General features: G+C 60.4%; 21 protein-coding genes and 1 pseudogene. 12 read left to right on the plus strand and 10 right to left on the minus strand.

The window, feature by feature from the left end; translation table 11 throughout:
- The first annotated feature begins 218 nt into the window (after window positions 1-218).
- Window positions 219-1,256, plus strand: a complete 1,038-nt coding sequence (locus tag L0U81_RS27395) for a LacI family DNA-binding transcriptional regulator (RefSeq protein WP_267957318.1) — start codon at window positions 219-221, stop codon at window positions 1,254-1,256.
- A 188-nt stretch (window positions 1,257-1,444) separates the two neighbouring features.
- On the opposite strand, the pseudogene L0U81_RS27400 reads toward L0U81_RS27395, so the two are convergent.
- Together L0U81_RS27400 and phbB are read right to left on the minus strand one after the other, a co-directional pair.
- Window positions 1,445-1,820: pseudogene (locus L0U81_RS27400) on the minus strand (hypothetical protein); the annotation flags it as partial.
- Window positions 1,821-2,529: 709 nt separating this feature from the next.
- Complete coding sequence (gene phbB / locus L0U81_RS27410) at window positions 2,530-3,273, minus strand: acetoacetyl-CoA reductase (RefSeq protein WP_233808120.1); 744 nt, start codon at window positions 3,271-3,273, stop codon at window positions 2,530-2,532.
- Between the two features lie 817 nt (window positions 3,274-4,090).
- Between phbB and L0U81_RS27415 the strand changes: the two genes are divergently transcribed.
- Both L0U81_RS27415 and L0U81_RS27420 read left to right on the plus strand, forming a co-directional pair.
- A complete protein-coding gene (locus tag L0U81_RS27415) occupies window positions 4,091-5,776 on the plus strand; it encodes an FAD-dependent oxidoreductase (protein ID WP_233808121.1) in 1,686 nt (561 codons plus the stop codon).
- 5 nt (window positions 5,777-5,781) lie between these two features.
- Window positions 5,782-5,991, plus strand: a complete 210-nt coding sequence (locus L0U81_RS27420) for a DUF2783 domain-containing protein (protein WP_233808122.1) — start codon at window positions 5,782-5,784, stop codon at window positions 5,989-5,991.
- Between the two features lie 19 nt (window positions 5,992-6,010).
- Here the strand turns inward: L0U81_RS27420 and L0U81_RS27425 are convergent, their stop codons facing one another.
- Window positions 6,011-6,862 (minus strand): IclR family transcriptional regulator, encoded by an 852-nt coding sequence (locus L0U81_RS27425; RefSeq protein WP_233808123.1) that lies wholly within the window; start codon window positions 6,860-6,862, stop codon window positions 6,011-6,013.
- A 5-nt stretch (window positions 6,863-6,867) separates the two neighbouring features.
- Entirely contained in the window at window positions 6,868-7,671 is an 804-nt protein-coding gene (locus L0U81_RS27430) for an IclR family transcriptional regulator (RefSeq protein ID WP_233808124.1), read from the minus strand.
- A 204-nt stretch (window positions 7,672-7,875) separates the two neighbouring features.
- On the opposite strand from L0U81_RS27430, the gene L0U81_RS27435 reads away from it, so the two are divergent.
- Together L0U81_RS27435 and L0U81_RS27440 are read left to right on the plus strand one after the other, a co-directional pair.
- Window positions 7,876-8,835, plus strand: a complete 960-nt coding sequence (locus tag L0U81_RS27435; protein ID WP_233808125.1) for an MBL fold metallo-hydrolase — start codon at window positions 7,876-7,878, stop codon at window positions 8,833-8,835.
- Window positions 8,836-8,960: 125 nt separating this feature from the next.
- Complete coding sequence (locus L0U81_RS27440; RefSeq protein WP_233808127.1) at window positions 8,961-10,286, plus strand: MFS transporter; 1,326 nt, start codon at window positions 8,961-8,963, stop codon at window positions 10,284-10,286.
- A gap of 1,008 nt (window positions 10,287-11,294) precedes the next feature.
- On the opposite strand, the gene L0U81_RS27445 is transcribed toward L0U81_RS27440, so the two are convergent.
- Window positions 11,295-11,765, minus strand: a complete 471-nt coding sequence (locus tag L0U81_RS27445) for a cell wall hydrolase (protein WP_233808129.1) — start codon at window positions 11,763-11,765, stop codon at window positions 11,295-11,297.
- Between the two features lie 40 nt (window positions 11,766-11,805).
- Window positions 11,806-12,237, minus strand: coding sequence for a hypothetical protein (locus tag L0U81_RS27450; protein ID WP_233808131.1), 432 nt, complete (start codon window positions 12,235-12,237; stop codon window positions 11,806-11,808).
- 680 nt (window positions 12,238-12,917) lie between these two features.
- On the opposite strand from L0U81_RS27450, the gene L0U81_RS27455 reads away from it, so the two are divergent.
- Window positions 12,918-13,337: a WYL domain-containing protein gene (locus L0U81_RS27455; RefSeq protein WP_233808133.1), complete on the plus strand. Its 420-nt coding sequence runs from the start codon at window positions 12,918-12,920 to the stop codon at window positions 13,335-13,337.
- A 5-nt stretch (window positions 13,338-13,342) separates the two neighbouring features.
- On the opposite strand, the gene L0U81_RS33600 is transcribed toward L0U81_RS27455, so the two are convergent.
- The 3 genes from L0U81_RS33600 to L0U81_RS27465 all read right to left on the minus strand — a co-directional run bounded on the left by L0U81_RS33600 (window position 13,343) and on the right by L0U81_RS27465 (window position 16,763).
- Window positions 13,343-13,474 (minus strand): hypothetical protein, encoded by a 132-nt coding sequence (locus tag L0U81_RS33600; RefSeq protein WP_267957321.1) that lies wholly within the window; start codon window positions 13,472-13,474, stop codon window positions 13,343-13,345.
- 322 nt (window positions 13,475-13,796) lie between these two features.
- Entirely contained in the window at window positions 13,797-15,095 is a 1,299-nt protein-coding gene (locus tag L0U81_RS27460; protein ID WP_233808135.1) for an MFS transporter, read from the minus strand.
- 48 nt (window positions 15,096-15,143) lie between these two features.
- A complete protein-coding gene (locus L0U81_RS27465) occupies window positions 15,144-16,763 on the minus strand; it encodes a glycoside hydrolase family 43 protein (RefSeq protein WP_233808137.1) in 1,620 nt (539 codons plus the stop codon).
- A 153-nt stretch (window positions 16,764-16,916) separates the two neighbouring features.
- Here L0U81_RS27465 and L0U81_RS27470 point away from each other — a divergent pair, with 153 nt between their 5' ends.
- The 4 genes from L0U81_RS27470 (at window position 16,917) to L0U81_RS27485 (ending at window position 20,827) form a co-directional block, all read left to right on the plus strand.
- Entirely contained in the window at window positions 16,917-17,120 is a 204-nt protein-coding gene (locus L0U81_RS27470) for a hypothetical protein (protein ID WP_233808139.1), read from the plus strand.
- Window positions 17,121-17,222: 102 nt separating this feature from the next.
- Complete coding sequence (locus L0U81_RS27475; RefSeq protein ID WP_233808141.1) at window positions 17,223-19,118, plus strand: FAD-binding monooxygenase; 1,896 nt, start codon at window positions 17,223-17,225, stop codon at window positions 19,116-19,118.
- A gap of 27 nt (window positions 19,119-19,145) precedes the next feature.
- A complete protein-coding gene (locus tag L0U81_RS27480) occupies window positions 19,146-19,586 on the plus strand; it encodes a MarR family winged helix-turn-helix transcriptional regulator (protein WP_233808143.1) in 441 nt (146 codons plus the stop codon).
- A 275-nt stretch (window positions 19,587-19,861) separates the two neighbouring features.
- Window positions 19,862-20,827 (plus strand): sulfonate ABC transporter substrate-binding protein, encoded by a 966-nt coding sequence (locus tag L0U81_RS27485; protein ID WP_233808145.1) that lies wholly within the window; start codon window positions 19,862-19,864, stop codon window positions 20,825-20,827.
- Window positions 20,828-20,844: 17 nt separating this feature from the next.
- Here L0U81_RS27485 and L0U81_RS27490 read toward each other — a convergent pair whose 3' ends face one another.
- Window positions 20,845-22,245 carry an MFS transporter gene (locus L0U81_RS27490; protein ID WP_233808146.1) on the minus strand — a complete coding sequence of 467 codons (1,401 nt, stop codon included), beginning with the start codon at window positions 22,243-22,245 and terminating at the stop codon, window positions 20,845-20,847.
- A 237-nt stretch (window positions 22,246-22,482) separates the two neighbouring features.
- On the opposite strand from L0U81_RS27490, the gene L0U81_RS27495 reads away from it, so the two are divergent.
- A complete protein-coding gene (locus L0U81_RS27495) occupies window positions 22,483-23,025 on the plus strand; it encodes a DUF488 domain-containing protein (RefSeq protein ID WP_233808148.1) in 543 nt (180 codons plus the stop codon).
- 51 nt (window positions 23,026-23,076) lie between these two features.
- A complete protein-coding gene (locus tag L0U81_RS27500; RefSeq protein WP_233808149.1) occupies window positions 23,077-23,703 on the plus strand; it encodes a uracil-DNA glycosylase family protein in 627 nt (208 codons plus the stop codon).
- The last annotated feature ends 94 nt before the right edge of the window (window positions 23,704-23,797 follow it).

Raw genomic sequence — 23,797 nt, forward strand, 5'->3', positions numbered from 1 at the left:
GGCGAACGGTCCGGGTTACGGATAATCTTGACAAGCAATCAGGCGACAGGGATCGCCGTGGCGGACCGCCAGATCACGTCGAGGGAATTCGCAACAACGCTCCGCGCCGTCAAGGTCGTCGTCCCGGTCGGGTGGTTTTCCGCCCGGATTGTCATGTATGATCCCCAATCGAAAAGCCACCCCCTTCCGTCCATCTTTTTGTTGTCGCGTTGCCGCTCATGCAGGCTCCCCCCAGAGTCACCATCCGAGATATTGCCGAACGGGCAGGCGTGTCCGTTCCCACCGTGTCGCTCGTATTACGCGAAAGTCCCCTGGTCGCCAGGAAGACGGTGGCAAAGGTGCAGGCCGCCATTCAGGAACTCGGATACGTGTATAACCGCAATGCGGCATCGATGCGATCGCGTCGTAGCGGTGTCATTGCCGTATCGGTCAACGATCTTGCCAATCCCTATTTCGCGGGCCTCGCGTCCTCCGTGGAACGTGCGCTTTACCAAATCGATCGGACCGTGTTGATTTCCGATGTACGGGAAGACACATCTCGACAGACGCATTTCATCGAGAAAATGCGCGAGCACAATGTCGATGGCCTATTGCTGTGTCCGGCGCATCGCACCGAATCCGATCAACTCGTTGCGCATCTGAAAAAAGCCGGCATGCCCTGCGTACTTGTGTCGCGTGACCTGCCCGACAGCGGCCTCGATTACGCCGGGTACGATCATCGATACGGGATGCGTGTCGCGGTTGAACATCTGATCGCGCTTGGGCATCGGCGGATCGCGTTGCTGGGTGGCTCGTCCTCCACGTGGGTCGGCCGCGAACGCGTCGCCGGCTACCGGGATGCTTTGCGACGTTATAAGATCCGACGCGACGCCGCCCTCGAAATTGAAGGCGAACTCACACGACATTCCGGCATGTCGTTGCTCGATCAAGCGCTCGCGTTGCCGGAGCCTCCGACCGCGGCCGCATGCGCGAACGACACGGTTGCCTTCGGCGTGATGCTCGCGTTGCACCGACGGGGATTGGAACCGGGTATCGATTTTTCCGTCACGGGCCATGACGACGTCGCCGAATCGGCGCTGTGGACTCCCGCGCTGACGACCGTGTCGATCGATTTCGATCAACTCGGCGAGCAAGCCGCCGCGATGCTGTTGCGCCGCATCGATAACCCCGCAATCGAGCGTCAGCATGTCAGTCTGCCAGTGCGGCTCGAAACCCGCGGCTCGACTTGTCCACCACGGGTCAGTCGCGCGAGGTAATACCGTATCGGATCCCACGGCGTTTGCGATCCGGTTGTCTCCACTCATTATGTCTGTCCGACTCGGTTCGTTTCGATGATAAATTTAGAACGTTCTAAATTTATCATCGGCGAATCCCCCTTCTTTGTCAAGCGTGTCGCGTTCCACTCCAGGGCTTCCGCATGAAGGCCGGTTGCGTCGCGATAAGGTTAAGTAGTCGTGTCTGAATTATTCGCTTTGGTCGGCCGTTGTCCTAACTGCTGGAAGACCACAGTGATTGGGCGGTTGAGCAAAGCGATCAGAACAAGGGCGTAATAAGGCCTCCGTATTCCGAGGATCATCCGCAGGTTATGGCCGGCGCCGCACGGCACTGCGTGTATCGCATCACCGAGCGCACTTTGAGCGAGTTCCGATCGCGCTTCGCCTTCGGATCATCGCGCGCACGCCGCGCGTGATCCCGCGTCGCAATCCCGGGTGATAGGTCATCACGCCATCGACGAAGACGCCTTTGTCGCCGCGATCAACAATGGTCGCTTCCGGCTGCACGTCGCTCAGGAGCGTCGCCTGCTCCAGCGCTTCAGCCAGACGTACCGGCGGATGCTTCAGGTTAGTCTGCTCGCGCAGGGAATGTCGGAACAAATCGCCTTCGCTCACCGCTGTCTTCGGGCCCATCCAGACCTCGACAGAATTTGCAGGAAACTACCCATAATCTGCCAGGTTCCTGCACATGCACCAACCACTTTCCACTTCAAACCCTTGCTGCACTGGGCGCTTCGAATTATTCAGACCCGACTAAGTAGCCTCATAAGCCTTGCTCTTTGCAGCGGAGTCAGCCCTCGCGTAGCGCTCACCTGCTGAACACGTGCGCGCAAGTAGGTCCGGCCGAACAATGATTCTGCGCCATTGCACGACAGGATCTGTTCGAGATGTGAAATCGGATCCTCGGCAGTCTGGGGCGTGTAAGGGCTCTCCGTGTCTCCAGATAGTTTCTTGATTGTCGTCTTCATCCACTTTTCTCGATGTCGTGACCGAATAAGTCCGGTCCGTATATCCGTGTGCGGCGGTGCGATCACATTCTTTCGCGCGTTTGATGCCAGCACTCGTGATCATTCAGATCTCGTAGCATCCGTGCCCGCGACCGCTCACGGCGATAGTGACCAATCACCATGAACACGGCGATACAAAGGGCCGAGCCTCCGATAATCAGGCCCATCCAGATTTCACTCATGTCACGTTTCTCTCGAGGAGCAATAGGGTTGTTGCGTGAGCGGCTCATGCGGGCTTCGCATGACTGTTACTGCATGTGCTGGCCGCCGTTGATCGCAACATTGGCTCCGGTCACAAAGCCGGCATCGTCCGAGCAGAGGTAAAGCACGAGCGCCGCCACTTCGTCGGGCCTGCCCAGACGTCCCACAGGGATATGCGGCAGGATCTTTGTATCGAGAATCTCCTGTGGAATCGCCGTAACCATCTTCGTCGCCAGGTAGCCCGGCGAAACCGTGTTGACAGTAACCCCTCTACGCGCCACTTCCAGTGCCAGCGATTTCGTGAAGCCGTGCATGCCGGCCTTGGCCGCGGCGTAGTTGGTTTGGCCGATCGAGCCTTTCGAGCCGTTGACAGAAGAAATGTTGACGATGCGTCCCCAGCCTCGTGCGACCATCCCTTCGCACAGCGGCTTCGTCATGTTGAATACCGAATCCAGATTGGTGCGGATGACCGCGTCCCAACTGACCTTGTCCATCTTCCGCAGTGTCATGTCCTCGGTAATTCCGGCGTTGTTCACCAGAATGTCAACCGGACCGACTTCGGCCTGGATCCGGGCCGCACAGTGCTGGCATGAATCGTAGTCGGCCACATCGACCGGATACGCACGAAAGTTCCTGCCCTGAGTTTCCATGTTCGCCAGCCATCCAGCTGAGCTGGCGTTGCTCAACGAGTGCGTGACTACAACCGCATAGCCGGCATCGTGCAATTTCATACTAATCGCCTCTCCCAAACCGCCCATACCGCCGGTCACTACAGCAATTCGTTTCGTCATTCTTTTCATCCGTAATCGTCATGTCTGCGAGGAACGTGAATAACCCAATAGCCGTCTCGCACAACCAGCCATTGCTTTGCCACAACGCATAGCCTGTAGTTCGTCAGACGAAAATGCGCTCGTTGTCTCCGCTGCGGAGAAATCCGCACACCTCGCCACGATGGTTGCGCGCATCACGCCATGAATTTCTCTTCCAAATTCGCTTTAGTACGACTAATTAATTAGAAGACGCTGAAGACCGGATCAATGCCTCCTGACCGGAAACATTGCACGATTCTGACGGCTGCGTCAGAGCCGCCTTTTACCGTTTTTGTTACCGGTAACAGGCAAGAGTGTAAATATACCTTCGGAACTGCTTCGCCGCTTGCGGCAAGCGCACGCGCACTGCATCAGGCAGGTATTGCGCAGTCGGTCGATTCGACCGACGAGGCAATAGTAGTAGATAAACTACATCATTGCAACGCCTTAAATGTAGTTTTTGTACATTCTCGAGCAGCGCGCTGTAGGTCGACACGTTGTTCGGGATAGTGCCAGTTGCCGCCGCGCAGGCGTAAGGGAGCCGACGATCACGCGGTTCTACCTGAAAACGTGGAACCTCTGTCGCCCGTCTAGCTTCCGCCAACCCGCCCTTCGTGTCGCGGGCGAATCGAACGATCTCGCGTCGTGAAAAGCGAAGGCTTTTTGAGGCAGGTACGCCCGGCACCAGGGTAAATACAGATACGAGCGCTCGAAAAGCTTTATAGAATGGTCAAATATTAGCAAGGAGCAAAACGCCTTGCTATATATTAATCAAGACGCCGCAGAATCTGGAGACGCCATGCAGATCGACTACCAAACGATGCGGTTCGACTACGAGCGAGCCGCCGACCACGATTCCGATGCCCCGCTCACCTACCCGGTCGTCGTGATCGGGGCGGGCCCAGTCGGGCTATCCGCGGCCATCGATCTGGCCCAGCAGGGCGTTCGCACCGTGCTGCTTGACAACGACGACACGCTGTCGAGCGGTTCGCGCGCGATCTGTTTCGCGAAGCGGACGTTGGAAATTTTCGACCGGCTCGGCTGCGGCGCGCAGATGGTCGATAAAGGCGTGAGCTGGAATGTCGGCAAGGTGTTCCTGCAGGACGAGCTGATCTATACGTTCAACCTGCTGCCCGAGACAGGCCACGCGCGCCCTGCATTCATCAACCTGCAGCAGTACTACGTCGAAGGCTATCTGGCGGACCGCGCGAAGCAAACCGCGAATCTGCAGATGCGCTGGAAAAGCAATGTGATTGGCCTGACCCAACAAGACGACCATGTCGAGTTGCAGGTCGAAACGCCCGACGGCATCTATCCGATGCGCGCGCAATACGTGATCGCCGCCGACGGCTCGCGCAGTACAGCGCGCAAGGCACTTGGTCTCGACAGCCACGGGCGCACCTTCAAGGACCGCTTCCTGATCGCGGACGTGAAAATGAAGGCGCCGTTTCCGACCGAACGCTGGTTCTGGTTCGATCCGCCTTTCCATCGCAATCAATCAGTACTGCTCCACAAGCAGCCTGACAACGTCTGGCGCATCGATTTCCAGCTCGGCTGGGACGCCGATCCGGTCGCGGAAAAGCAGCCTGAAAAAGTGATTCCTCGCGTGAAAGCACTGCTTGGCGACGATGCCGAGTTCGAGCTCGAATGGGTCAGCGTCTATACATTCTCATGTCTGCGGATGGACAGTTTCCGGCATGGCCGCGTGCTGTTCGCCGGCGATTCGGCGCACGGCGTGTCGCCGTTCGGCGCGCGCGGCGCAAATAGCGGCGTGCAGGATGCCGACAATCTGGCCTGGAAGCTGCGTCTGGTCGTCAACGGCGACGCGCCGCCCGCCCTGCTCGATACCTATGCCTCGGAGCGCGAATATGCGGCGGACGAAAACATCCTGAACTCATCGCGCGCCACCGACTTCATCACGCCAAAAAGCGCGGTTTCGCGGATGTTCCGCGATGCCACGCTGAGGCTCGCGAAAGAGTGTCCGTTCGCGCGGCGCATCGTCAACAGCGGCCGTCTGTCGGTGCCGGCGGTGCTGCGCGACTCACCATTGAACACGCCCGACGCCGACGCTTTCACAGGCACGATGGTGCCGGGCACAGCATGCACCGACGCGCCCGTCAAACTCGAAGGCGACGACGCATGGCTGCTGAATCAGACAGGCCACAGCGACTTCACAGGCGTGTATTTTTGCGGACAGGGCGACGACCTGACCAAATGCGCCGAACAGCTTCGCGCGCTCGCACGCCTCGCGGTTCCTGTGCGTTCGTTGATCGTCGTGCCGCGTGGCGCGGCCGTGACCGCTCTGCCCGACATGCCGCACGTCAAGGTGGTCGAGGACGTCGAAGGCATCGTCACGCATCGCTTCGATGCCCGGCCCGGCACGTTCTATCTGCTGCGTCCGGATCAGCACGTCTGCGCGCGCTGGCGCGCCCTCGACACCGCGTCGGTCGCCAAGGCCGTCGATCGCGCAACCTGCAACGGATAACCATCATGAACAAGCTGAACATCGAAACGAATATTGCGGACCCCGACGCGTTCTACGAAAAGCTCATCGACGCGCACAATGGACTGACCGACGAGCAAAGCCATTTCATGAACGCGAAGCTGGTGCTGCTGCTCGCGAACCACATTGGCGATGCCGACGTGCTACTCGAAGCGCTCGCGCTGGCGCGCGCGGGTGTGGCACCGACGCCTGAGTGACCAATCCGACGCTGTACGGCTACCCAATCCAGCCGAACCGCCACGACAGCCGCCTGGTCGTGGCGAGCAGCCTTTGTGCGGTCGTGCCGTGCAGGCCGAAATCGAAGCTGCCCGACGGACCAATCACGGCAACCACCAGACTGACGCTGCCTGTGTGATCGAACACAGGCGCGGCCAACGCGCCGATGCCGGGCACCGGCGCATCGAGCGCGTCATCGATACCCTCGTTCAGAATCTTCGCGCGACGTGCCAGATAGGCCGGAGCCAACGACGGCGCGCCCTTTTTCGGCGACACGAGCACCTCGGCGAGCGGCGCGCCCGCGAGTCTGATCGATTCCTGCGACAGCAGGCCGACCAATACGTCGTCCACAAGATGCGCGGCGAACACGCGTCCTATCGCCGTGTTGACGAGCGACATCACGGTGCCCACCCGCAGGCTCACGTGTTGCGGTCTGGCCGACTCTTCGAAGCGAATCACGGTCGGACCCAGAGGCCCAAGAATCGCCACCGCGACGCTCATGCCGGACTCCGACGCGAGCGTGACGATCTCCGGTTCGGCATCGCGAATCGGCGACATGCGCTGCAACGCGATCAGGCCCAGTTCCATGCCGAGCGGTCCCGCGCTGAAAAGACCCGCGTCGTCGCGGCTCAGCAAGCCCACCTTGAGCAGACTCACCAGATGCGGAAACGCCTTGGCCGCGGGCATCCCTGCGGCAGCGGCCAGATCGCGCAGCGACAGCGGGCGGCCGGCGGCAACGAGTGCCAGCAACAGTTCGCCGGTGTTGTCGAGCGCGCTGATCCCGCGCTGAGCTTTCGTGTCGTTGAGTTGAGGCGAGTTCGCGTCGGACGCGCCCGGGGATTCGATCTGCATGGTTCTCAGGTGGGTGTGACCACTGCTTCGGTGATACGTCGGGAAGTTTCCAGCAACTGACGCGCGACCGTGCCGTCCCACTCGACGTCGATCGAGCCCGACGAGCCGATCGCCGTCAACGCGAGTTGCATCCGGTGCTCGCCATCGAACACCGGCACGCTCAGACTGCTGATGCCCGGACTCGGTGCATCGATGCCGCGCTCGATGCCGCGCGCGCGGATCTCATCGAAGCGTTTGCGCCACTCCGCGCTAGCCGGCCCTTTGGCTGCACGGCCGCGGGCCGGCGCCGGGTCCATCGACTGCGCCTGGCTTCTCGCCATTGCCGCGACCTGCTCGGGCGCGCAGAACGCGCAAAAGACACGGCCCGTCGACGTGGCCTCGAGCGACATCACCGTGCCGATGTGCAGATTCACATGCAGCGGAGAACCGCTGCGCTCGTATCGCACGATCGCCGGACCCTGCACGCCCGCCACGCAGATCGCCACGCTAAGACCGATCCGCTCCGCGAGCGCGGCCGCATAGGGCGCCGCGATGCGATAGACCGGTTGTTGTTCGATATGCATGAGACCAAGCCGCAACGAGAGCGGCCCCGGCTCGTAGTTGCCGGTCAGTGCGTCACGCTTGACGAGGCCGAGGCGCGTCAGGCTCACCAGATACGTATGCGCCTGCGCCGACGACAGTTGCGCCTCGCCGGCGAGTTCTGTCAGCCCGAGCGGTTCGCGCTGTCGCGCCAGCGCCTGCAGAAGACGCCCGCCAACCTCGACGCTCTGAATGCCCCGCTGTTTCTTTTCGATTGTCGTATCAGCCATCGTGTTGCCCAACCCTGACCCGAAGGAAATTCGACCCGTTCGGTGTCGCCGTGGAAGGCCTAGATGGTATCCGATCGGACCGCTCCGTCCAACCAACGGCGTTTACCCTATGTTAGTGAATGACAAGGTATTTTGTCATTGACAAATATTAGAGCGACGACGACTATTAGTCATCCTCCAACAAGTCGTCAGACGGAGACACTCATGGCGAAGGCTTTCGCATCCCAGGCCGACCTGGAAGAAAAGAAGATCACGTGGACCCAATTGTCGGAAAACGCGTACGCGTACACGGCCGAGGGCGACCCGAACTCGGGCGTGATCATCGGCGACGACGGCGTGCTGATCGTCGACACCACTGCCACGCCAGCCATGGCGCAAGACCTGATCGCGAAGATCCGCAGCGTCACCGACAAGCCGATCAAATACGTCGTGCTGTCGCACTATCACGCGGTGCGCGTGCTGGGCGCATCGGCCTACTTCAAGGAAGGCGCGCAGCAGGTGATCGCCAGCCGCGGCACCTACGAGATGATCGTCGAGCGCGGCGAAGCCGATATGAAGTCGGAGATCCAACGCTTCCCGCGCCTTTTTGCCGGTGCCGAAACGGTGCCCGGTCTGACGTGGCCCACGCTGGTGTTCGAAAAGGAAATGACGCTCTTTCTCGGCAAGCTCGAAGTGCGCATCGCGCATCTCGGCTCGGGCCACACGAAGGGCGACACGGTCGTCTGGCTGCCGTCGCAGAAGGTGCTGTTCTCCGGCGACCTGGTGGAGTACGACGCGGCCTGCTATTGCGGCGACGCGCAACTCGAACAATGGCCGGCGACGCTTGAAGCACTCCGCGCGCTGAACGCGGACAAACTGGTGCCGGGGCGCGGCCCCGCGCTGCTGACGCCCGCGGAAGTGAACAAAGGCATCGACTACACGAAAGACTTCGTCACCACGCTGCTGCAGGCAGGCCGTGACGCATTCAAGGACAAGCTCGACCTGAAGGGTGCAATGGCGCTCACGCGCAAGGCAATGGACCCGAAGTTCGGGAATGTCTTCATCTACGAGCATTGCCTGCCGTTCGACGTGTCGCGAGCCTACGACGAGGCAAGCGGCATCAGCCATCCGCGCATCTGGACCGCGCAGCGCGACAAGGAAATGTGGGACGCGCTGCAGAACTGATCGCCTCCCGCACTCGAGGAAAGGCCGTCCGGTCTTTCCTTTTTACCGTTCAAACCATGAAGGCGCGCTAGACGCCTCGGGCGCGCTCGTCTTCGCACAGGCGCGTCCCGCACCTGGAGCGAGACATGCAACACTCCCTCGATGGCGACGCCATCGGCCACATCGCGCCTGTCGCGAGCGACGATTCGATGTTTCAGAAGGTCGCCTGGCGCATCGTGCCGTTTCTGTTTCTTTGCTACGTCGTGTCCTTTCTGGACCGGATCAACATCGGCTTCGCGCAACTGCAGATGAAGCATGATCTCGGCTTCAGCGACGCGATGTACGGACTCGGCGCAGCCGTGTTCTACGTCGGCTACGTGCTGTGCGAAGTGCCGAGCAACATCCTGCTCGCCAAATACGGTGCGCGCAAAACCTTCATGCGGATCATGCTGCTATGGGGCATTGCGTCAATGAGCATGATGTTCGTGTCGAAGCCCACGCACTTTTACATTCTGCGCTTCATGCTGGGCGTGTTCGAGGCGGGTTTTTTCCCCGGCATCGTGCTGTATCTGACGTACTGGTTTCCTGCCAGCCGGCGTGCCGCCGTGATCTCGGTGTTCTTCGCGGGCGTGGCGGTGGCGGGTGTGCTAGGCGGACTTTTCTCCGGCTGGATCATGCGTGACATGAGTGGCGTGCTGAGCCTGTTCGGCTGGCAGTGGATGTTTGCGATCGAAGGCGCACCCGCTGTGATCCTCGGATTGCTCACCTGGCGCTATCTGGTCGACAGGCCTCACGACGCGAGCTGGCTCACGCAGGCCGAAAAGGAACGGCTCGTCGCGCTTTGCGCGCAAGGCCAGGCGAAAGACAGCATGCATGACGCTCGCAGCTTCTCTGCCGCGTTGCTCAATCCGCGCGTCTATCTGTTCGCGTTCATCTATTTTTCGCTGACCTGTGCCTCGCTGACGCTCAACTTCTGGATGCCGTTGATGATCCGCGATTTCGGCGTTCAGGATGTCGTGGCAGTGAGTCTCTACACGGTGGTGCCGAATGCTATCGGCGCGGTCGGCCTGATTCTGATTGCGCGCCGCTCGGATCGAACCGGGGAACGCCGCAAGCATTTCGCATTCTGCACGGTGGGCGGCGGGCTCGCTCTCGCGGCGCTCACCCTGCACCTGAGCAGCTTTCCCGCGATGCTGGCGATTCTGTCGCTGGCCGCCGTGTTGATCTTTGCTGCGCTGCCGATTTTTTGGGCGGTTCCCACCAGCTATCTATCCGGCAAAGCGGCTGCGTCGGGTATTGCGTTCATTAGCAGCATCGGGATCACTAGCGGCATCGTCAGCCCGTGGGTAATCGGTCAGATACGTACGACGACGGGCAGTATGGATCTCGCCGTTTATCTGCTTGCGGGTCTGCTTGTGGTTAGCGGGGTCGCGTTGATGGTGGGTGTTAAAGGTGACGCGGTGCGGCGCTGATGCGTTTTCGCAGGGCGGGGCGAGTGGCAGGGGCCGGGGACGGCCCCTGATTCGTTTGTCGGAAGTATCACCGCCGTGGGCCCCGGTCGCTCCGCTTATCCCGCTGTCTGATTCTATGCGCTCACCTCTCTCCCGGCGGTCTGCGTGCTGGTACCGCTGAGGTCCGTCCTCGTATTGATGAACCTTGCAGACACCGAAGCCAGCAAAAAGCAGCCGACGAAGAGATGGAACACAACATTGAAGTCGTTATTCGTTCTGGTCAGGACGCTAAGTGCCAGTACCGCAGCTGCCGAATCCCGAGTACGAAGGCTATGACCTCGGCCCCGAGGACGCGCCCGCCCTGCCCGAAACAGCGTGAAAATCACAGGGTGTGATTTTTGTTCGTTAGAGACCCCCGCCGAAACGGGGCGTGTCTTTGCATAGTCTCTAACAGCCATCGCGGAGCAGGAAGATCAATTTCGCGGAATTGCGACCGACGCTCGTTTCAACGCCCCTGAATCGTCTCGATACCAAACATCGAGACGATCACGCCCCCAGCGAAGTCTTTCAACGTCCGGTTGAGTGTACGAAGTCGCAAGGTGCAGTGTCGCCACAGGCCCCTTGCCTGCAAAGAGTCTAAAAACCTCGAGCGGGTTAGACGCCACACTAACAACCAGACGGCGCTTGAAATCAATCGCGTCTTGCGCGACTAACTCATGCCCGTCAACCTTGTTCGGCGGACTGAAGAACATATCGTTGCGGCAGCCAGTACCGCAAGGGAACCGCATCATCGCGATGTCCCCGTACCATTGAACTCCTGGTCGGACTGATGTCTTGATAATTGTCTGAGTTGTTTTTCCGTTTTTTAACACAGAGACAACACAATCATCGGGCGCTCCGCTGTGCTTGCATTTCACAGATATCGCCCATCCACCGGGACCTCGATACAGATCATTGACAGGCTCGTCTGGACCATATGCCGCCAAGGGGAGAGCGTAGCTGACGGCGGTCAAACACGACAAAATTACGCTAGCGAACGTTCTTGTAAAACTTGAGGTCATGTTCAGAAACCCCCGAAGGATTTGGGACTTGTATAGCATCAAGTGTAAGAAAGCGGGGCACCGCTGGATACATTTTCGGATCTTTCTTATGTAGCTGGGCCTGCGCATCAGGGCTGTAATAATGCGTCGCCCCTGGTATCGGATTGGAAGCGGACGCAGCGTAATAGACTTCCCTCGCTGCGTCCAGGCTGTCATTCCAAGCCGCCTTGTTACTTGGATGCTGTACCTCGCGGTAGTTCGGATCATTCTTTAGCCACGCGTCATACTGCCACGGCGCAGTCACCACCTCTTTATAGGTGCTACCGCGAAACTTGCGTTCGACACGATTTCGGATTGACCAGCCCACTGCTACTTTCGACTCGTGATTTGTCCCCCGCGCTTCGCCGTATATCGTCTTGGCGAGATAGATGAGTTCAGTTGGGTCCGTCTTGACGGTCACCTTTGAGTTAGCCGTTGTGTTCGTAGTTACCGTCGTGAGTCTACTCCCAGCCATCACCTTCTCCTATCGTATGTTCCAAATCGAGGTCAATTGCTTCGGCGGTCTTGACGCGACCCGTAAGACCATCAGCTCCCGTTATGCCTTGCATCACGGTTCCGCCCTCAGCACGAAACCGGTAAGGAAAATTCCGAAGGGGTTGACCCGTAACGCGATCCACCAACGTCACTTGCTCGTCGTACCGCTTACTGGCGCGTTCGCGACATTTGCACGCCCATGCGTAACCCAGGGCGTCGGCCATTTGGTATCCGGTCGAATATGAGCGAAGCCTATCGTGCGGAAACCATACGCCCGTTTCGACGTTCAGAGCCATCGCAGACGGCATTGACGGGAAGTTGGAAAATATTGAATATGTGATCCGGCAAAGAAGGCACTCCTCCTTGCCTCCGGTGTATTTCTGTGTCTGCTGCTCCATTCGACCTCTTCCTATCTACCAGACAATACCTGAAGAATTAATCATCCAGACGGGTCACGGTCAACAGCTTTAATTTGGGATAGAGCTGTTTTGACGAAAATTAACGATAATCCCGGGCATCTCATTTTCAGGTGCATCTGTCCGGTTCGCGGTTCAACAAAAAAAGCAGCCTTGAGCAGCGTCAGCGAGAAGCGCTGCAGTGTTCACCGGTACCGGTCGGCGATCGGGAAGTCCCTTGAGCGAGCAGGTACGCACGGCCACCTTTCGCGACGGCCACCTCGACCAGCGCGCCGGACTTCTTCTCGTATTCAAGGAGGCGCAGCAGTGCCGCGCAGTTCCTTCTCTCAGCCGTAACGCCTCACCATAAACCAGTCCCTTTGCACCGTCGCCCGTCTGCAAAGTGTCCTTTGCGACGTCATTTGCGGGCCGCTGCGCCAATGCGATCGCGCGCGACGGAGTGCCGACGAGCGTCGGGTCCATGAGGCCGTCAGCCACGGTGCAAAGACTTTTTGAAAGCTGTCGCCAGGGAAAAGCCGCGGCGAGCAATGCCCACATTTTCCCGAGGGCAGAAAAGTACCTTTCGCACCAGTCTCAGCAAAATCGGCGCAAACTGCGCCGACCTGCGCAGTCGGTAGCAGGTTGTTGGATAGAATCGCGCGAACAAGACACAAGGAAAATATATGACGTTGTACTACATAATTTTCGAGATAGCCTTGTTCGTACTTGGAATGTTTTTCGGGATGCATAAGCGTGGCGCGAAAGACAAAGCAACACCGTCCAGTCAAGTCAGTTCGGAGCATCGCCGCTCCTTCAACGACACATACGGACCGACAGACCGTTACGTGCAGTCTGAAAGTGCAATAACGGTTATTGAACGATTGACCATCGAGTACAGGGACGGGATCGGCGAGGTCACTTCCCGGAATATCACGACACGTCACTATGACCCCGAAGGCGGCTATATCCTGGCGCGCTGCCACCTTCGCAATGCGGACCGGACGTTTCGGATCGATCGGATCGTACAGGCTGTCGATACTGAGACAGGAGAAATCACCACCACGAAATTGCGCTCCTGGTTGCGTAAGCACAAACTGAGATGACTGTGTTACTTCGCACTTGCAACGGCCTTCACCAGTTCCCGGCCGAACACCTTGTCGAAGTTCACGGCTACGACCTTCTCTGCTCGCTCGTCGAAATCCAGACGCTTGCGGGTTTCGACGGGCGCGTGGAACGCCACCAGCAGCTTCAGTCTGCCGGTCGTATTGGGGCCTCAGGGCAATAGGCCGGCGTGCTCGCCACGCCACTTTTTGCGCAGCCACACAAGGTCTGAAACGTCCGTTCCACGTTCGCGCAGGAACGGTCGATGCCACACGCCGTATACCTTGCCACGCTTCGTGTTGACCGGCCCCATGAACAAGTCAGGTCGGTTCATGTATTTGCGGATCGTGCCACGCGGCAGGTTCCCTTGTCCATCACCGACCGCGTCCGCCGGACTCACTTCTTCATCTCCCCGGCTCCTTTACCGAAGGTATCACTAGCTTAGGCCCCGGTCGCTCCGCTTATCCCGCTGTCTGATTCTGTGCGCTCACCTCTCTCCCGGCGGTCTGCGTGTCCGTACCGCTGAGGTCCGTCCTCGTATTGATGAACCATGCGGACACCGAAGCCAGCAAAAAGCAGCCGACGAAGAGATGGAACACGACATTGAAGTCGTTATTCGTCCTGGTCAGGATGTAACCGACGATCAGCGGAGAAAGAAATCCCGCCAGTTGCCCCCCTGCGTTGACAAAGCCGATTGCCGACCCGACGACCTTGTTCGGCAGCGCAGCGTTCGGGATGGTGTACAGCGAACAGCCGGCCATGGTCGAGAAGAAATAGCCGATCGTCTGATCGAACACCGCCGTTTCCGCAGTTTCGGCATGGGCCGTCAGATAGGCAAAGATGGCGGCCACGACGCAGCCGAGCACGACAAGCAACTCGCGACGATTGCGAAAGAACTTATCGGAAAGAAAGCCCGTGATGCAATAGGCGATCGTGCCGACGAGAAATGGCACCGACGCCATAATGCCCATCCTCGCCGTCGAAAGGCCGCGTGCGTTCAGCAGATACGTCGGGAACCAGCTCATGATCCCCCACGACGCGATGCTGAAAACGAACAGGGTGACAAAGCACCACCAGACCAGTGGCGTTTTCATCAATCCAGCGAAATCGGATTTGCCGACGGAGGTGGGCAATTTCTTTTCGCTGTTGCCGATTTCCTCTAATTCGATTTCCGAAACGTGCTTGCTGTCCTTCGGGCTGTTTCTGATATAAATCCAGCCGAATACGGCCATCGCGATGCCGGGTATGAACAGACTCGTGAAGATCGCGCGCCACCCCCACGCGGCCATGACGGCCGCCACAAACAGCGGCGCCAGTGCGGGTCCGAGCGCATTGGTGGTCATCATGAGCCCGGTCGCCCGTCCCACTTCGCGCTTTGGGAACCATGCCGAGAGTGCCTTGAACGCGGCGGGGGGAAACAGCGCTTCGCCGATGCCGAACGCGACCCGCACCACCAGCATCAAGCCGAGCGAATTGCACAGTCCGGTGAGCGCGGTGAAGATCGTCCACCACGTGACGCCGATTGTCGTCATGAGCCGCGGGCCGAACCTGTCTGCGAGCAGGCCAGCTGGGATCTGACATAGCGCGTAGCTGAAGAAGAACGCACTGAGGATTCCGCCCATTTCCATCGCCGACAGATGAAACTCGGACGCAATAAATGGAATAGCCGCCGCCATGATCATTCTGTCCATGTAACAGAGCAGATAGATCGCAAACAGGATCAGCAGCACGAGATAGCGATGTCTCCAACGAAAGCGCATGAGGTCTTCCTTATTATTAAACAACAGCGATGACACGAAATCCCGGTTCTATCCGGTCAGTTGACGGTAGGAGAATGACTTGAAGTCGGCAGGTTCGCGAAAGCCAAGCATGTCGTTGACGGTGATACCGGCGAAAGCCCCCGTGAAGCCGATGGGGGTTGCATATTCATCGCTCAGTTTCGTGAAATCTTTTTCCAGTCCGAGATCGTTCCAGTCACCGTCCGTCGAGCGATAGAAGAAGCGCAGTTTCGCGTCCACGACGCGAACCCGCAGACCGATCCCGGAGGCCTCCGGCAGCGTCGCGAGTCGATTGCTGTAGGCGAAGCTGCCGGCATCCATCTCCATGTAGGAGAGTATTTTTGTGCCGTCGTCGTCGCGGGTGACAAAGAGATAGTAGAAAGTGTTCTCGTCGTAACGCGCCATGAGCCCAGCCATGTGCAGATACGACATGGGAGAAAATTCCAGCTCTGTTTCGACTTCGAACTGCCAGTCACGGATGCGACAGGCCAGCAGGCTTTGATGGAACCGCGAAGTCGGCGACTCCTGGCCCCGGATCCGCAGATAGCCCGGACGTTCGTGAAGATTGCACCAGTCATCGCCGATAGGAATTCGCAGACTCTGCAGTTCCAGGGGCAACTCTGCACGTTGTCCAAAGTCGATCGCCCAACTGCTGTCGAGCCTTTGCTCGATGTCCGAGTCGATCGCGAAAGATTCGCGGGGAACCACTCCGCCACTGGCCAGACGGGGCCAGTCCGCATGCCATTCGATCGGTGCGACGCAGGTCTCGCGACCTAGCGGCGAGCGCTTCGTGTGCGCATCGATGGGTCGTGATCCGAGGTAGGTCATGTACCACTGGCCGTGCGGACCCTCGACCAGATTGCCGTGGCCGGTCCGCTGGATTCGTCCGTTCACGTCGCGCGACGTGAGCATCGGCGTGTCGGGATGAAGCTCGTACGGACCGAAAATCTCGCGGGACCTCGATACACACGTCGCATGCGTATAGCCCGTGCCCCCTTCCGCCGTGATCAGGTAGTACCAGTCTCCCTTCTTCAGTAAATGCGGCGCTTCGTAGATCTGACACTTCATGAAGTAGTCAGTCTTCAGATTGGCGCCCTTATAGATGACGCGCTCTTCGCCGATCAGCTTTTTTTCCTGCACCGAGTATTCGCGCAGAATGATTCCGGCGAAAAGGTCTTCGTAGATACCTCTGAAATCGCGCCGGATATAGGCCAGCCACTTTTTGCCGGATTCATCGTGGAACAGGGATGGATCGTATCCACCGGACACGAGATGCACGGGCTCCGACCAGGGTCCGGTGATGTCGGGGGCGGTCACGAGGTAGTTGTGCATGTCACGCAGCGGGGAGATCTTCTGCTCGCCTTTCCATGCCTTGGTGTCGGTATAGACGAGCCAGTAAAGGCCGTCGTGATAGGACAGCGCGGGCGCCCATATGCCACCGGAGGGCTGCTCTCCGATGAGGTTCAATTGCGATAGCCTGTCCAGAGGCGTGGCCTTGAGTTCCCAGTTGACGAAGTCTTCAGATTCGTAAATGAGAACGCCCGGATACCACTCAAATGTTGATACCGCGATGTACCACGCGTCCTTGCCACGGCATACGCAGGGATCTGGGTTGAAGCCGCGCAGAACTGGATTTTGAATAGTGCTCATCGGGAGAGATATTTTCTGACGTGCTGATGTTACCGATACCAGCCTAACTTAGCATGTGACCTGCGGGCTGTTCAAGCGCAATGATGGGGGGTATTCCCTTGGGTACGATGATTGCTGGTACTGCTCATCCCCGATGACCGGAGGGAAAGAATCATGACCAGACTACTCTTTGCGATAGTCCTATCGATCGGCCTGGCGGGCTGCGTCGTCGCCCCACCCCCCAGCTATGGCTACGGTTACGAGCCAGCGCCCGTCTATGGCTATGGTCCCGGGTATTACGTCGCACCGTCCGTCAGTTTGGGTATCGGCGTTGGCGGCTACTGGGGTGGCCACGGCGGCGGTTGGCATGGTCGATAGACCACCAGGGTAAACATCATCCTCGCAAGAAGTACTTCAAAATGGTTGGTGTACGGAGTATATTTGCGTTCAGTAGATATCTACAGAACGGAGGAGGATGTCATGCAATTTCATCTCAACGGTTTCCGCGTCGGCGATCCGACGATCGAGCCAGCCATCGGTAACGGCCATGCGGCGCAGATGCCCGGGACGGTCGACGTGCTGATCGTCGGAAGCGGCCCTGCTGGACTCGTGCTGGCGGCACAACTGTCGCAATTCCCGTCGATCAGCACGCGCATCGTCGAGCGCCGCGATGGCCCCCTGCAGATGGGCCAGGCAGATGGCGTAGCGTGCCGGACCGTCGAGATGTTCAATGCGTTCGGCCTCAGTGATCGCCTGCTGCAGGAAGCCTATTGGGTCAACGAAACGGTATTCTGGCGCCCCGATGCAAATGACCGCGGCGCGATCAGTCGTACCGGGCGCGTTCAGGATACCGAAACAGGTCTTTCTGAATTTCCGCACGTCATCGTCAATCAGGCCCGCATCCAGGAATATCTGCTCGATGTGATGCGCCGCTCCGCGCGACGGATCGAACCGGATTACGGCCTCGAATTCGTCGACGTTCAGCGCGACGATACGCATGAATATCCAGTGCTAGTCACGTTGCGCCATACCGATCCCGCGCGGCTCGACGAAACCGTGACCGTGCGTGCGCGCTATGTCGTCGGTTGCGACGGCGCTCGCAGCCGGGTACGCACTGCGATCGGACAAACGCTGCGGGGTGACGCGGCCAATCACGCGTGGGGCGTGATGGACGCGCTGGCCGTCAGCGACTTTCCGGACATCCGGCTGAAAGCGGCGATTCAGTCCGCGAGCAAGGGCAACCTGCTCATCATTCCGCGTGAGGGCGGCTATCTTGTCCGCTTCTACGTCGACCTCGGCGATGTCACCCCGGAGAACCGCGACAGCATCAAACAGATCACGGTCGATCGCATCATCGAGACGGCTCAGCGCATTCTCCACCCCTACACGCTCGACGTGAAAGAAGTGGCGTGGTTCTCGGTCTATGAGGTCGGGCAGCGCCTCACCGACCGCTTCGACGACGCCGTTGCCGCCGATGGCACCTCCCGCGAACCTCGCGTGTTCATCGCGGGCGATGCCTGCCATACGCATAGCGCAAAAGCGGGCCAAGGCATGAACGTGTCGATGCAGGACGGCTTCAATCTCGGCTGGAAGCTCGGCGCGGTGCTAGAGGGGCGTAGCGACGCCGATCTGCTGCGCACCTATTCAGACGAGCGCCAACCCATTGCGCAGGAGCTGATCGATTTCGACAAGGAATGGTCGGCGATGATGGCCGCTCCGCCGAAGGACCCCAACCGGCCCGAGGCAAGCGGCGTCGATCCCGCGGAGCTTCAGGCGTACTTCGTTCGCGCCGGCCGCTACACGGCTGGCATCGCAACGCGTTACCGGCCGGCCACCTTGACGGGCGAAGCGACGCATCAGGCGCTCGCCAAAGGCTTTTCGATCGGCACGCGCTTTCACTCGTCGCCAGTCGTTCGCCTCGCGGATGCCAAACCGTTCCATCTCGGGCACGCCGGTCGCGCGGACGGCCGCTGGCGCCTGTATGCTTTCGCGGACGCGTCCGGCCGTGCGCTCAATGCGCTGTGCGAGCATCTCGACACGTCGCCCGATTCGGTTTTGCGGCTAGTCACGCCGAAGGACGCCGACGTGGACAGCGTCCTCGATCTGCGCGCGGTGCTGCAGCAGCCGCATCGCGAAGTCCGTCTCGACGCTCTGCCCGCGCTCCTGCTGCCGCGCAAGGGGCGCCACGGTCTCATCGACTACGAAAAGGCATTTACGAGCGACGCGACGACTGATATCTTCGACGAGCGCGGCATCGATCGAGAACGAGGCGCGCTCGTTATCGTCCGTCCCGATCAATACGTGGCCCATGTTCTTCCATTGAACGCATACGCGGAGTTGAACGCTTTCTTCGAGCCCATCTTCCGCGCGCGTTAAACCACTTCGAAACCCGAAACCCCGAAATTGCCGATCAAATCTGAAGACGCCGGCGCGCTCCCCAAATTTACGGGCAGCCTGGTGCGCCGTGCCCAACAGCGCCATGCAGCAGTCTGGCTAAGTGAGGTTTCCACAGAGATCACGAGCGTCCAGTACGCGGCGCTCGAGTTCTTGCAGGAGACGCCTGGTGTCAGTCAGCGGCAACTCGGGGATCAACTCGACGTAGACCGTTCGACGATTGCCGATCTCGTTGCGCGCATGGTTCGCAACGGCCTGATCGAGCGCGCGGACGATCCTGTCGACAAGCGCAGTTACGTGCTGTTTCTCACCACCGCCGGTAAAAAGCAGCTTTCGGCCTTGCGTCCGCGAGTCGAGCAGGTCGAGCGCATTCTCACTGCAAGGCTGACACCGGCGGAACTGGCGCAGTTGCGCCGCCTGCTTTCGGCACTTTTGCCGCCGCAAGCTTAGGGCGCTTGCTCCTGAAGACCGCCTGCCGTCGCGGTCTGTCAGATAACCGCACCATTCGGGCACGCCACCCGAAACGAAGTCCGCGCCAGCGGACATTCGCTCGATCCAGCGTCCGCAAACCTCGCACCGGCGCTTCCGTTCAATCACGATATCGATAGCACTCGATATTGTTTGTGCGCTAACGGGCGCCTCTCTACGATCTGGTGACATCGCACGACGCAAGCGGCGGCGCTTCGGCCGCAGCAAATCCTGCCCTCTTGATCGTATTGCCCGTCATGCCCATTACCAGAACACTCCACGACCGCCGCACCTTCCTGAAACTTTCGCTCGGTGCCGCAGCGGCTGCCGCAGCACCGCTTTCGTTCGCGCAAGGTAACGCGCGCACGCTGCGCATTGGCAACCAGAAGGGTGATCTGAATCTGTTGAAGGGGCGCGGCACGCTTGAAAAACGGCTCGCGCCGCTGAACGTATCGGTGACGTGGACCGAGTTCGCGGCAGGCCCCGTGCAACTGGAAGCGCTGAACGTCGGCTCGATCGATTTCGGCGACGTCGGCGAGGCGCCGCCGATCTTCGCACAGGCCGCCGGCGCTCCTTTGGCCTATGTGGCGGCGACCGTCAAGCGGCCGCAGTCGGAAGCCGTGCTCGTGCCGCCGCAATCGACGATCCGCTCGGTCGCGGACCTGAAGGGCAAAAGGATCGCGCTCAACAAAGGCAGCAACGTCCACTACTTTCTCGTCAAGCTGCTCCGTCAGCACGGTCTGCAATACGGCGACGTGAAGCTCGTTTTCCTCGCACCCGCCGATGCGCGCGCGGCGTTCGAGCGGGCGTCGATCGACGCGTGGGTCATCTGGGATCCGTTCTTCGCCGCGGCGGAGCATTCGCTGGGCGCGCGCGTGATTGCCGATGCAAGCGGCGTGGTCGGCGATCGCGGGTTCTACTTTTCGTCGCAAAGTTACGCGGCGAACAATCCCGACGTGATCCGGATCGTGATCGAAGAACTCGACAAGGTCGAACTGTGGGGTCAGCAGAACAAGGATCAGCTCGCGAGCGAACTCGCGCAGCTATGGGGCCTGCCGAAGGCGGTCGTGGACGTGGCGGTGCAACGCCAGCAGTTCGGCACACAGCCGATTACTCGCGCGATTCTCGGCGAGCAGCAACAGATTGCCGATACGTTCCTCGATCTCGGCCTGATTCCGAAGCACGTCGACGTGCTGAAAGCGGCGCCTTCGAATCTCGCTTAGGCGGCTCCATCACCACGTCAACGCTCGGAGACCGGCCGCTTCGGCGTGGCTTGTCGCTCCTGCAGGGCCTCGCTGTGGTCCGTCATGCGCCGTACCGAACTCGCGCCGGCCGCGATCAACGCGAGCGCCGCGGCAATGCCCGCGATCAGCGTGACGTGCTGGCCGTGTACGAGTCCGAACACGACGGAGACCACCACGGCGCCGCTCGACTGGCCGAGCAGACGTCCCATCGATTGCAGCCCGGACGCGCCGCCGCTGCGATGCCTCGGCGCACTGCCGATGATCACGCGATTGTTCGGCGACTGAAAGAGACCGAAGCCAAGGCCGCAGATCGCCAGCCGCCACACGATGTCGAAGCGCGTCGCCGTATCGCCGAGTTGGCACAGCATCGCGAGACCGCACCCGAACACGACGAGCCCAATGCTGCTGATGCGACCCGGCTGCATCCGGTCGGACAACCGGCCCGCGACCGGTGCGATCGACGCGGTCACGAGCGGCCACGGCGTCATCAGGAGGCCGGTTTGTGTTTCCGACAGCTTCAGCGTCTGCTCGAAATAGAACGGCAGCACGATGTACGCCATCGTCTGTGCCGCAAACGAGCAGATCGATGTCGCCATCGACAATGAAAATACCGGCATGCGCAGCAGGTCGATGGGCAGCATCGGCGTCGCGAGCCGGCTTTCGCGCCGCACCAACAGCACGCCGGCCGACAGTGCGACCGCGACCATCACGACGCCTCGCTGCGTCGCGCCCGGCTGACTGAATGCGGCGAGACCGGAGATCAGCAGGCCGAAGCTGAGCGCGTTGAGCACGACGCTCAAGGCGCTCAGGCGCGCGCCGGAAGTCGGCGTCGCGGGCAACGTGCGCGCGCCGATCGACAGCGCCAGCACGCCGAGCGGCACGTTGACCAGAAACAGCCACTGCCAGTGCGCGACCGACAGAATCGCCGACGCGATACTGGGCCCGGCCGCCGACGATACGGCCACGACCAGCGACGCATAACCGACGCCGACGCCGAGCCGCGCCTTCGGAAAGATGAAGCGCACCAGCGCGATATTGACGCTCATGATGCCGGCCGCGCCGAAGCCCTGAAACACGCGGGCGACGGCAAGCAACGGCAGCGTGTGCGCATTCGCGCAGGCGAACGACGCCACCGTGAAAAGCGCGAGTCCGTAGCAGTAGACCCGCTTGTAGCCGAGGCTGTCGCCGAGCACCGCGAGCGGCAGCAACGACACGGTGATCGCCAGCTGATACGCGCTGACGACCCAGATTGCGTCTGCGGGCGATACCGCGAAGTCGTTGGAGATGGTGGGCAGCGCGACGTTGACGATCGAGGTGTCGAGAACCGACATCGTCATCGCGATGGCGATCGCGATGAAAGCAAACGCACGTTGGGGATTGGGCAAGCCGTCGGTCATGGTGCAAGCGGGTCGAAAGAGTATGCGCGGGCGGCGGCGTGCTGCGCGGACGCCGGCGGGGCTGCATTGTTGCAACTCTGACTCGCGGGAGCAAGGCTGGCCTGGATACTGGGATGTTGGCTACCCGGCTCGTATCGCCAACGTGCGACACCTGATTCCACCCGCGATTGACGTTACTGCGTCCCACGTTGTAAACCTGTAGCGATCGCCGCCGCTATCGTCGTCGGCGACGCATGCATGGAAACGAAACGCCCTTTTTTCACGATCGGCCACTCGACGCACCCGTTGCAGGAATTCGTCGATCTGCTGAAAGGCGAGCAGATCGCCTTGCTGGTCGACGTGCGCAGCATCCCGCGCTCGCGGACCAACCCGCAGTTCAATCGTGACACGCTGCCCGCTTCGCTCGCAGCGGAACATATCGGCTACGTGCATCTCCCGGCACTCGGCGGACGCCGCGGCAAGCGCAACGACGACGCGCCGTCGCCGAACGCGTACTGGACGCATCCGGCCTTTCGCAACTACGCGGACTATGCAATGAGCGACGCGTTCCGCGAAGGACTCGCGCAACTTCTGACGCTCGGTCATCGGCAGCGCTGCGCGATCATGTGCTCGGAAGCGGTCTGGTGGCGTTGCCACCGGCGTATCATCACGGACTATCTGCTGATGCACGACGAGACCGTGCTGCACATCATGGACGCGCATCACACGAACGCTGCCACGATGACGCCGGGCGCCGAGCCCCAGGCCGATGGCACGCTGATCTATCCGGTTCAGACGTAGAACCAGGCAGCCCCACGACGCGACTGCCCGCCAGTCACCTTGCATCGCTTTATGGCTGTCACCACCAAACGCACGTCGAAAAACAGCGCGTCGCTCGACGCGCTGCTTCACGACATCCGCTCCTGCACGCTGTGCGCACCGAACCTGCCGCACGCGCCCCGCCCCGTGCTCGCGGCGTCCGTCCGGGCGCGCATCCTGATCGTCGGTCAGGCGCCAGGCGCGCGCGTGCATGCATCCGGGGTGCCGTGGAGCGACGCGAGCGGCGCGCGTCTGCGCGGGTGGCTCGGCGTCGACGATACGACCTTTTACGACGATTCGATATTTGCCATCGTGCCGATGGGCTTCTGTTTTCCGGGTCGCGGCGCGAGCGGCGATCTGCCGCCTCGGCCCGAGTGCGCAAGCCGCTGGCAACGTGAATTGCTCGCACATCTGCGTTCGGTGAAATTGACGCTGCTGATCGGACAGTACGCGCAGCGCTTCGGCCTCGGCGACGCTTTTGGCCCAACCTCGACCGATACGCTCGTCAGGTGGGCCGAGTTTGGACCGCATGTAATGCCGCTACCGCATCCGTCGCCGCGCAATATCGCGTGGTTTAAGCGCAATGCGTGGTTCGAAGCCGAGGTATTGCCGACGTTGCGCGAGCGTGTAGCGGCGACGTTGGCGGGTCGGGAGCTTTGAGCGCCGCGCACCGATCTGCGCGACCGACCGTTCGTGGTAAACACGCATCGCGATCGGCGCCCTGCTCTGCGCCTCCTGTCTGCTGCAGCGCGCC

This window comes from Paraburkholderia sp. HP33-1 (genome assembly GCF_021390595.1).
Taxonomy (GTDB): Bacteria; Pseudomonadota; Gammaproteobacteria; order Burkholderiales; family Burkholderiaceae; genus Paraburkholderia.

Bases quoted from the DNA above. Each gene is read 5' to 3' on its own strand.
- L0U81_RS27395 (WP_267957318.1), top strand. From the start codon at position 219: ATGCAGGCTCCCCCCAGAGTCACCATCCGAGATATTGCCGAACGGGCA.
- phbB (WP_233808120.1), bottom strand. From the start codon at position 3,273: ATGACGAAACGAATTGCTGTAGTGACCGGCGGTATGGGCGGTTTGGGA.
- L0U81_RS27415 (WP_233808121.1), top strand. From the start codon at position 4,091: ATGCAGATCGACTACCAAACGATGCGGTTCGACTACGAGCGAGCCGCC.
- L0U81_RS27420 (WP_233808122.1), top strand. From the start codon at position 5,782: ATGAACAAGCTGAACATCGAAACGAATATTGCGGACCCCGACGCGTTC.
- L0U81_RS27425 (WP_233808123.1), bottom strand. From the start codon at position 6,862: ATGCAGATCGAATCCCCGGGCGCGTCCGACGCGAACTCGCCTCAACTC.
- L0U81_RS27430 (WP_233808124.1), bottom strand. From the start codon at position 7,671: ATGGCTGATACGACAATCGAAAAGAAACAGCGGGGCATTCAGAGCGTC.
- L0U81_RS27435 (WP_233808125.1), top strand. From the start codon at position 7,876: ATGGCGAAGGCTTTCGCATCCCAGGCCGACCTGGAAGAAAAGAAGATC.
- L0U81_RS27440 (WP_233808127.1), top strand. From the start codon at position 8,961: ATGCAACACTCCCTCGATGGCGACGCCATCGGCCACATCGCGCCTGTC.
- L0U81_RS27450 (WP_233808131.1), bottom strand. From the start codon at position 12,237: ATGGAGCAGCAGACACAGAAATACACCGGAGGCAAGGAGGAGTGCCTT.
- L0U81_RS27455 (WP_233808133.1), top strand. From the start codon at position 12,918: ATGACGTTGTACTACATAATTTTCGAGATAGCCTTGTTCGTACTTGGA.
- L0U81_RS27460 (WP_233808135.1), bottom strand. From the start codon at position 15,095: ATGCGCTTTCGTTGGAGACATCGCTATCTCGTGCTGCTGATCCTGTTT.
- L0U81_RS27465 (WP_233808137.1), bottom strand. From the start codon at position 16,763: ATGAGCACTATTCAAAATCCAGTTCTGCGCGGCTTCAACCCAGATCCC.
- L0U81_RS27470 (WP_233808139.1), top strand. From the start codon at position 16,917: ATGACCAGACTACTCTTTGCGATAGTCCTATCGATCGGCCTGGCGGGC.
- L0U81_RS27475 (WP_233808141.1), top strand. From the start codon at position 17,223: ATGCAATTTCATCTCAACGGTTTCCGCGTCGGCGATCCGACGATCGAG.
- L0U81_RS27485 (WP_233808145.1), top strand. From the start codon at position 19,862: ATGCCCATTACCAGAACACTCCACGACCGCCGCACCTTCCTGAAACTT.
- L0U81_RS27490 (WP_233808146.1), bottom strand. From the start codon at position 22,245: ATGACCGACGGCTTGCCCAATCCCCAACGTGCGTTTGCTTTCATCGCG.
- L0U81_RS27495 (WP_233808148.1), top strand. From the start codon at position 22,483: ATGGAAACGAAACGCCCTTTTTTCACGATCGGCCACTCGACGCACCCG.
- L0U81_RS27500 (WP_233808149.1), top strand. From the start codon at position 23,077: ATGGCTGTCACCACCAAACGCACGTCGAAAAACAGCGCGTCGCTCGAC.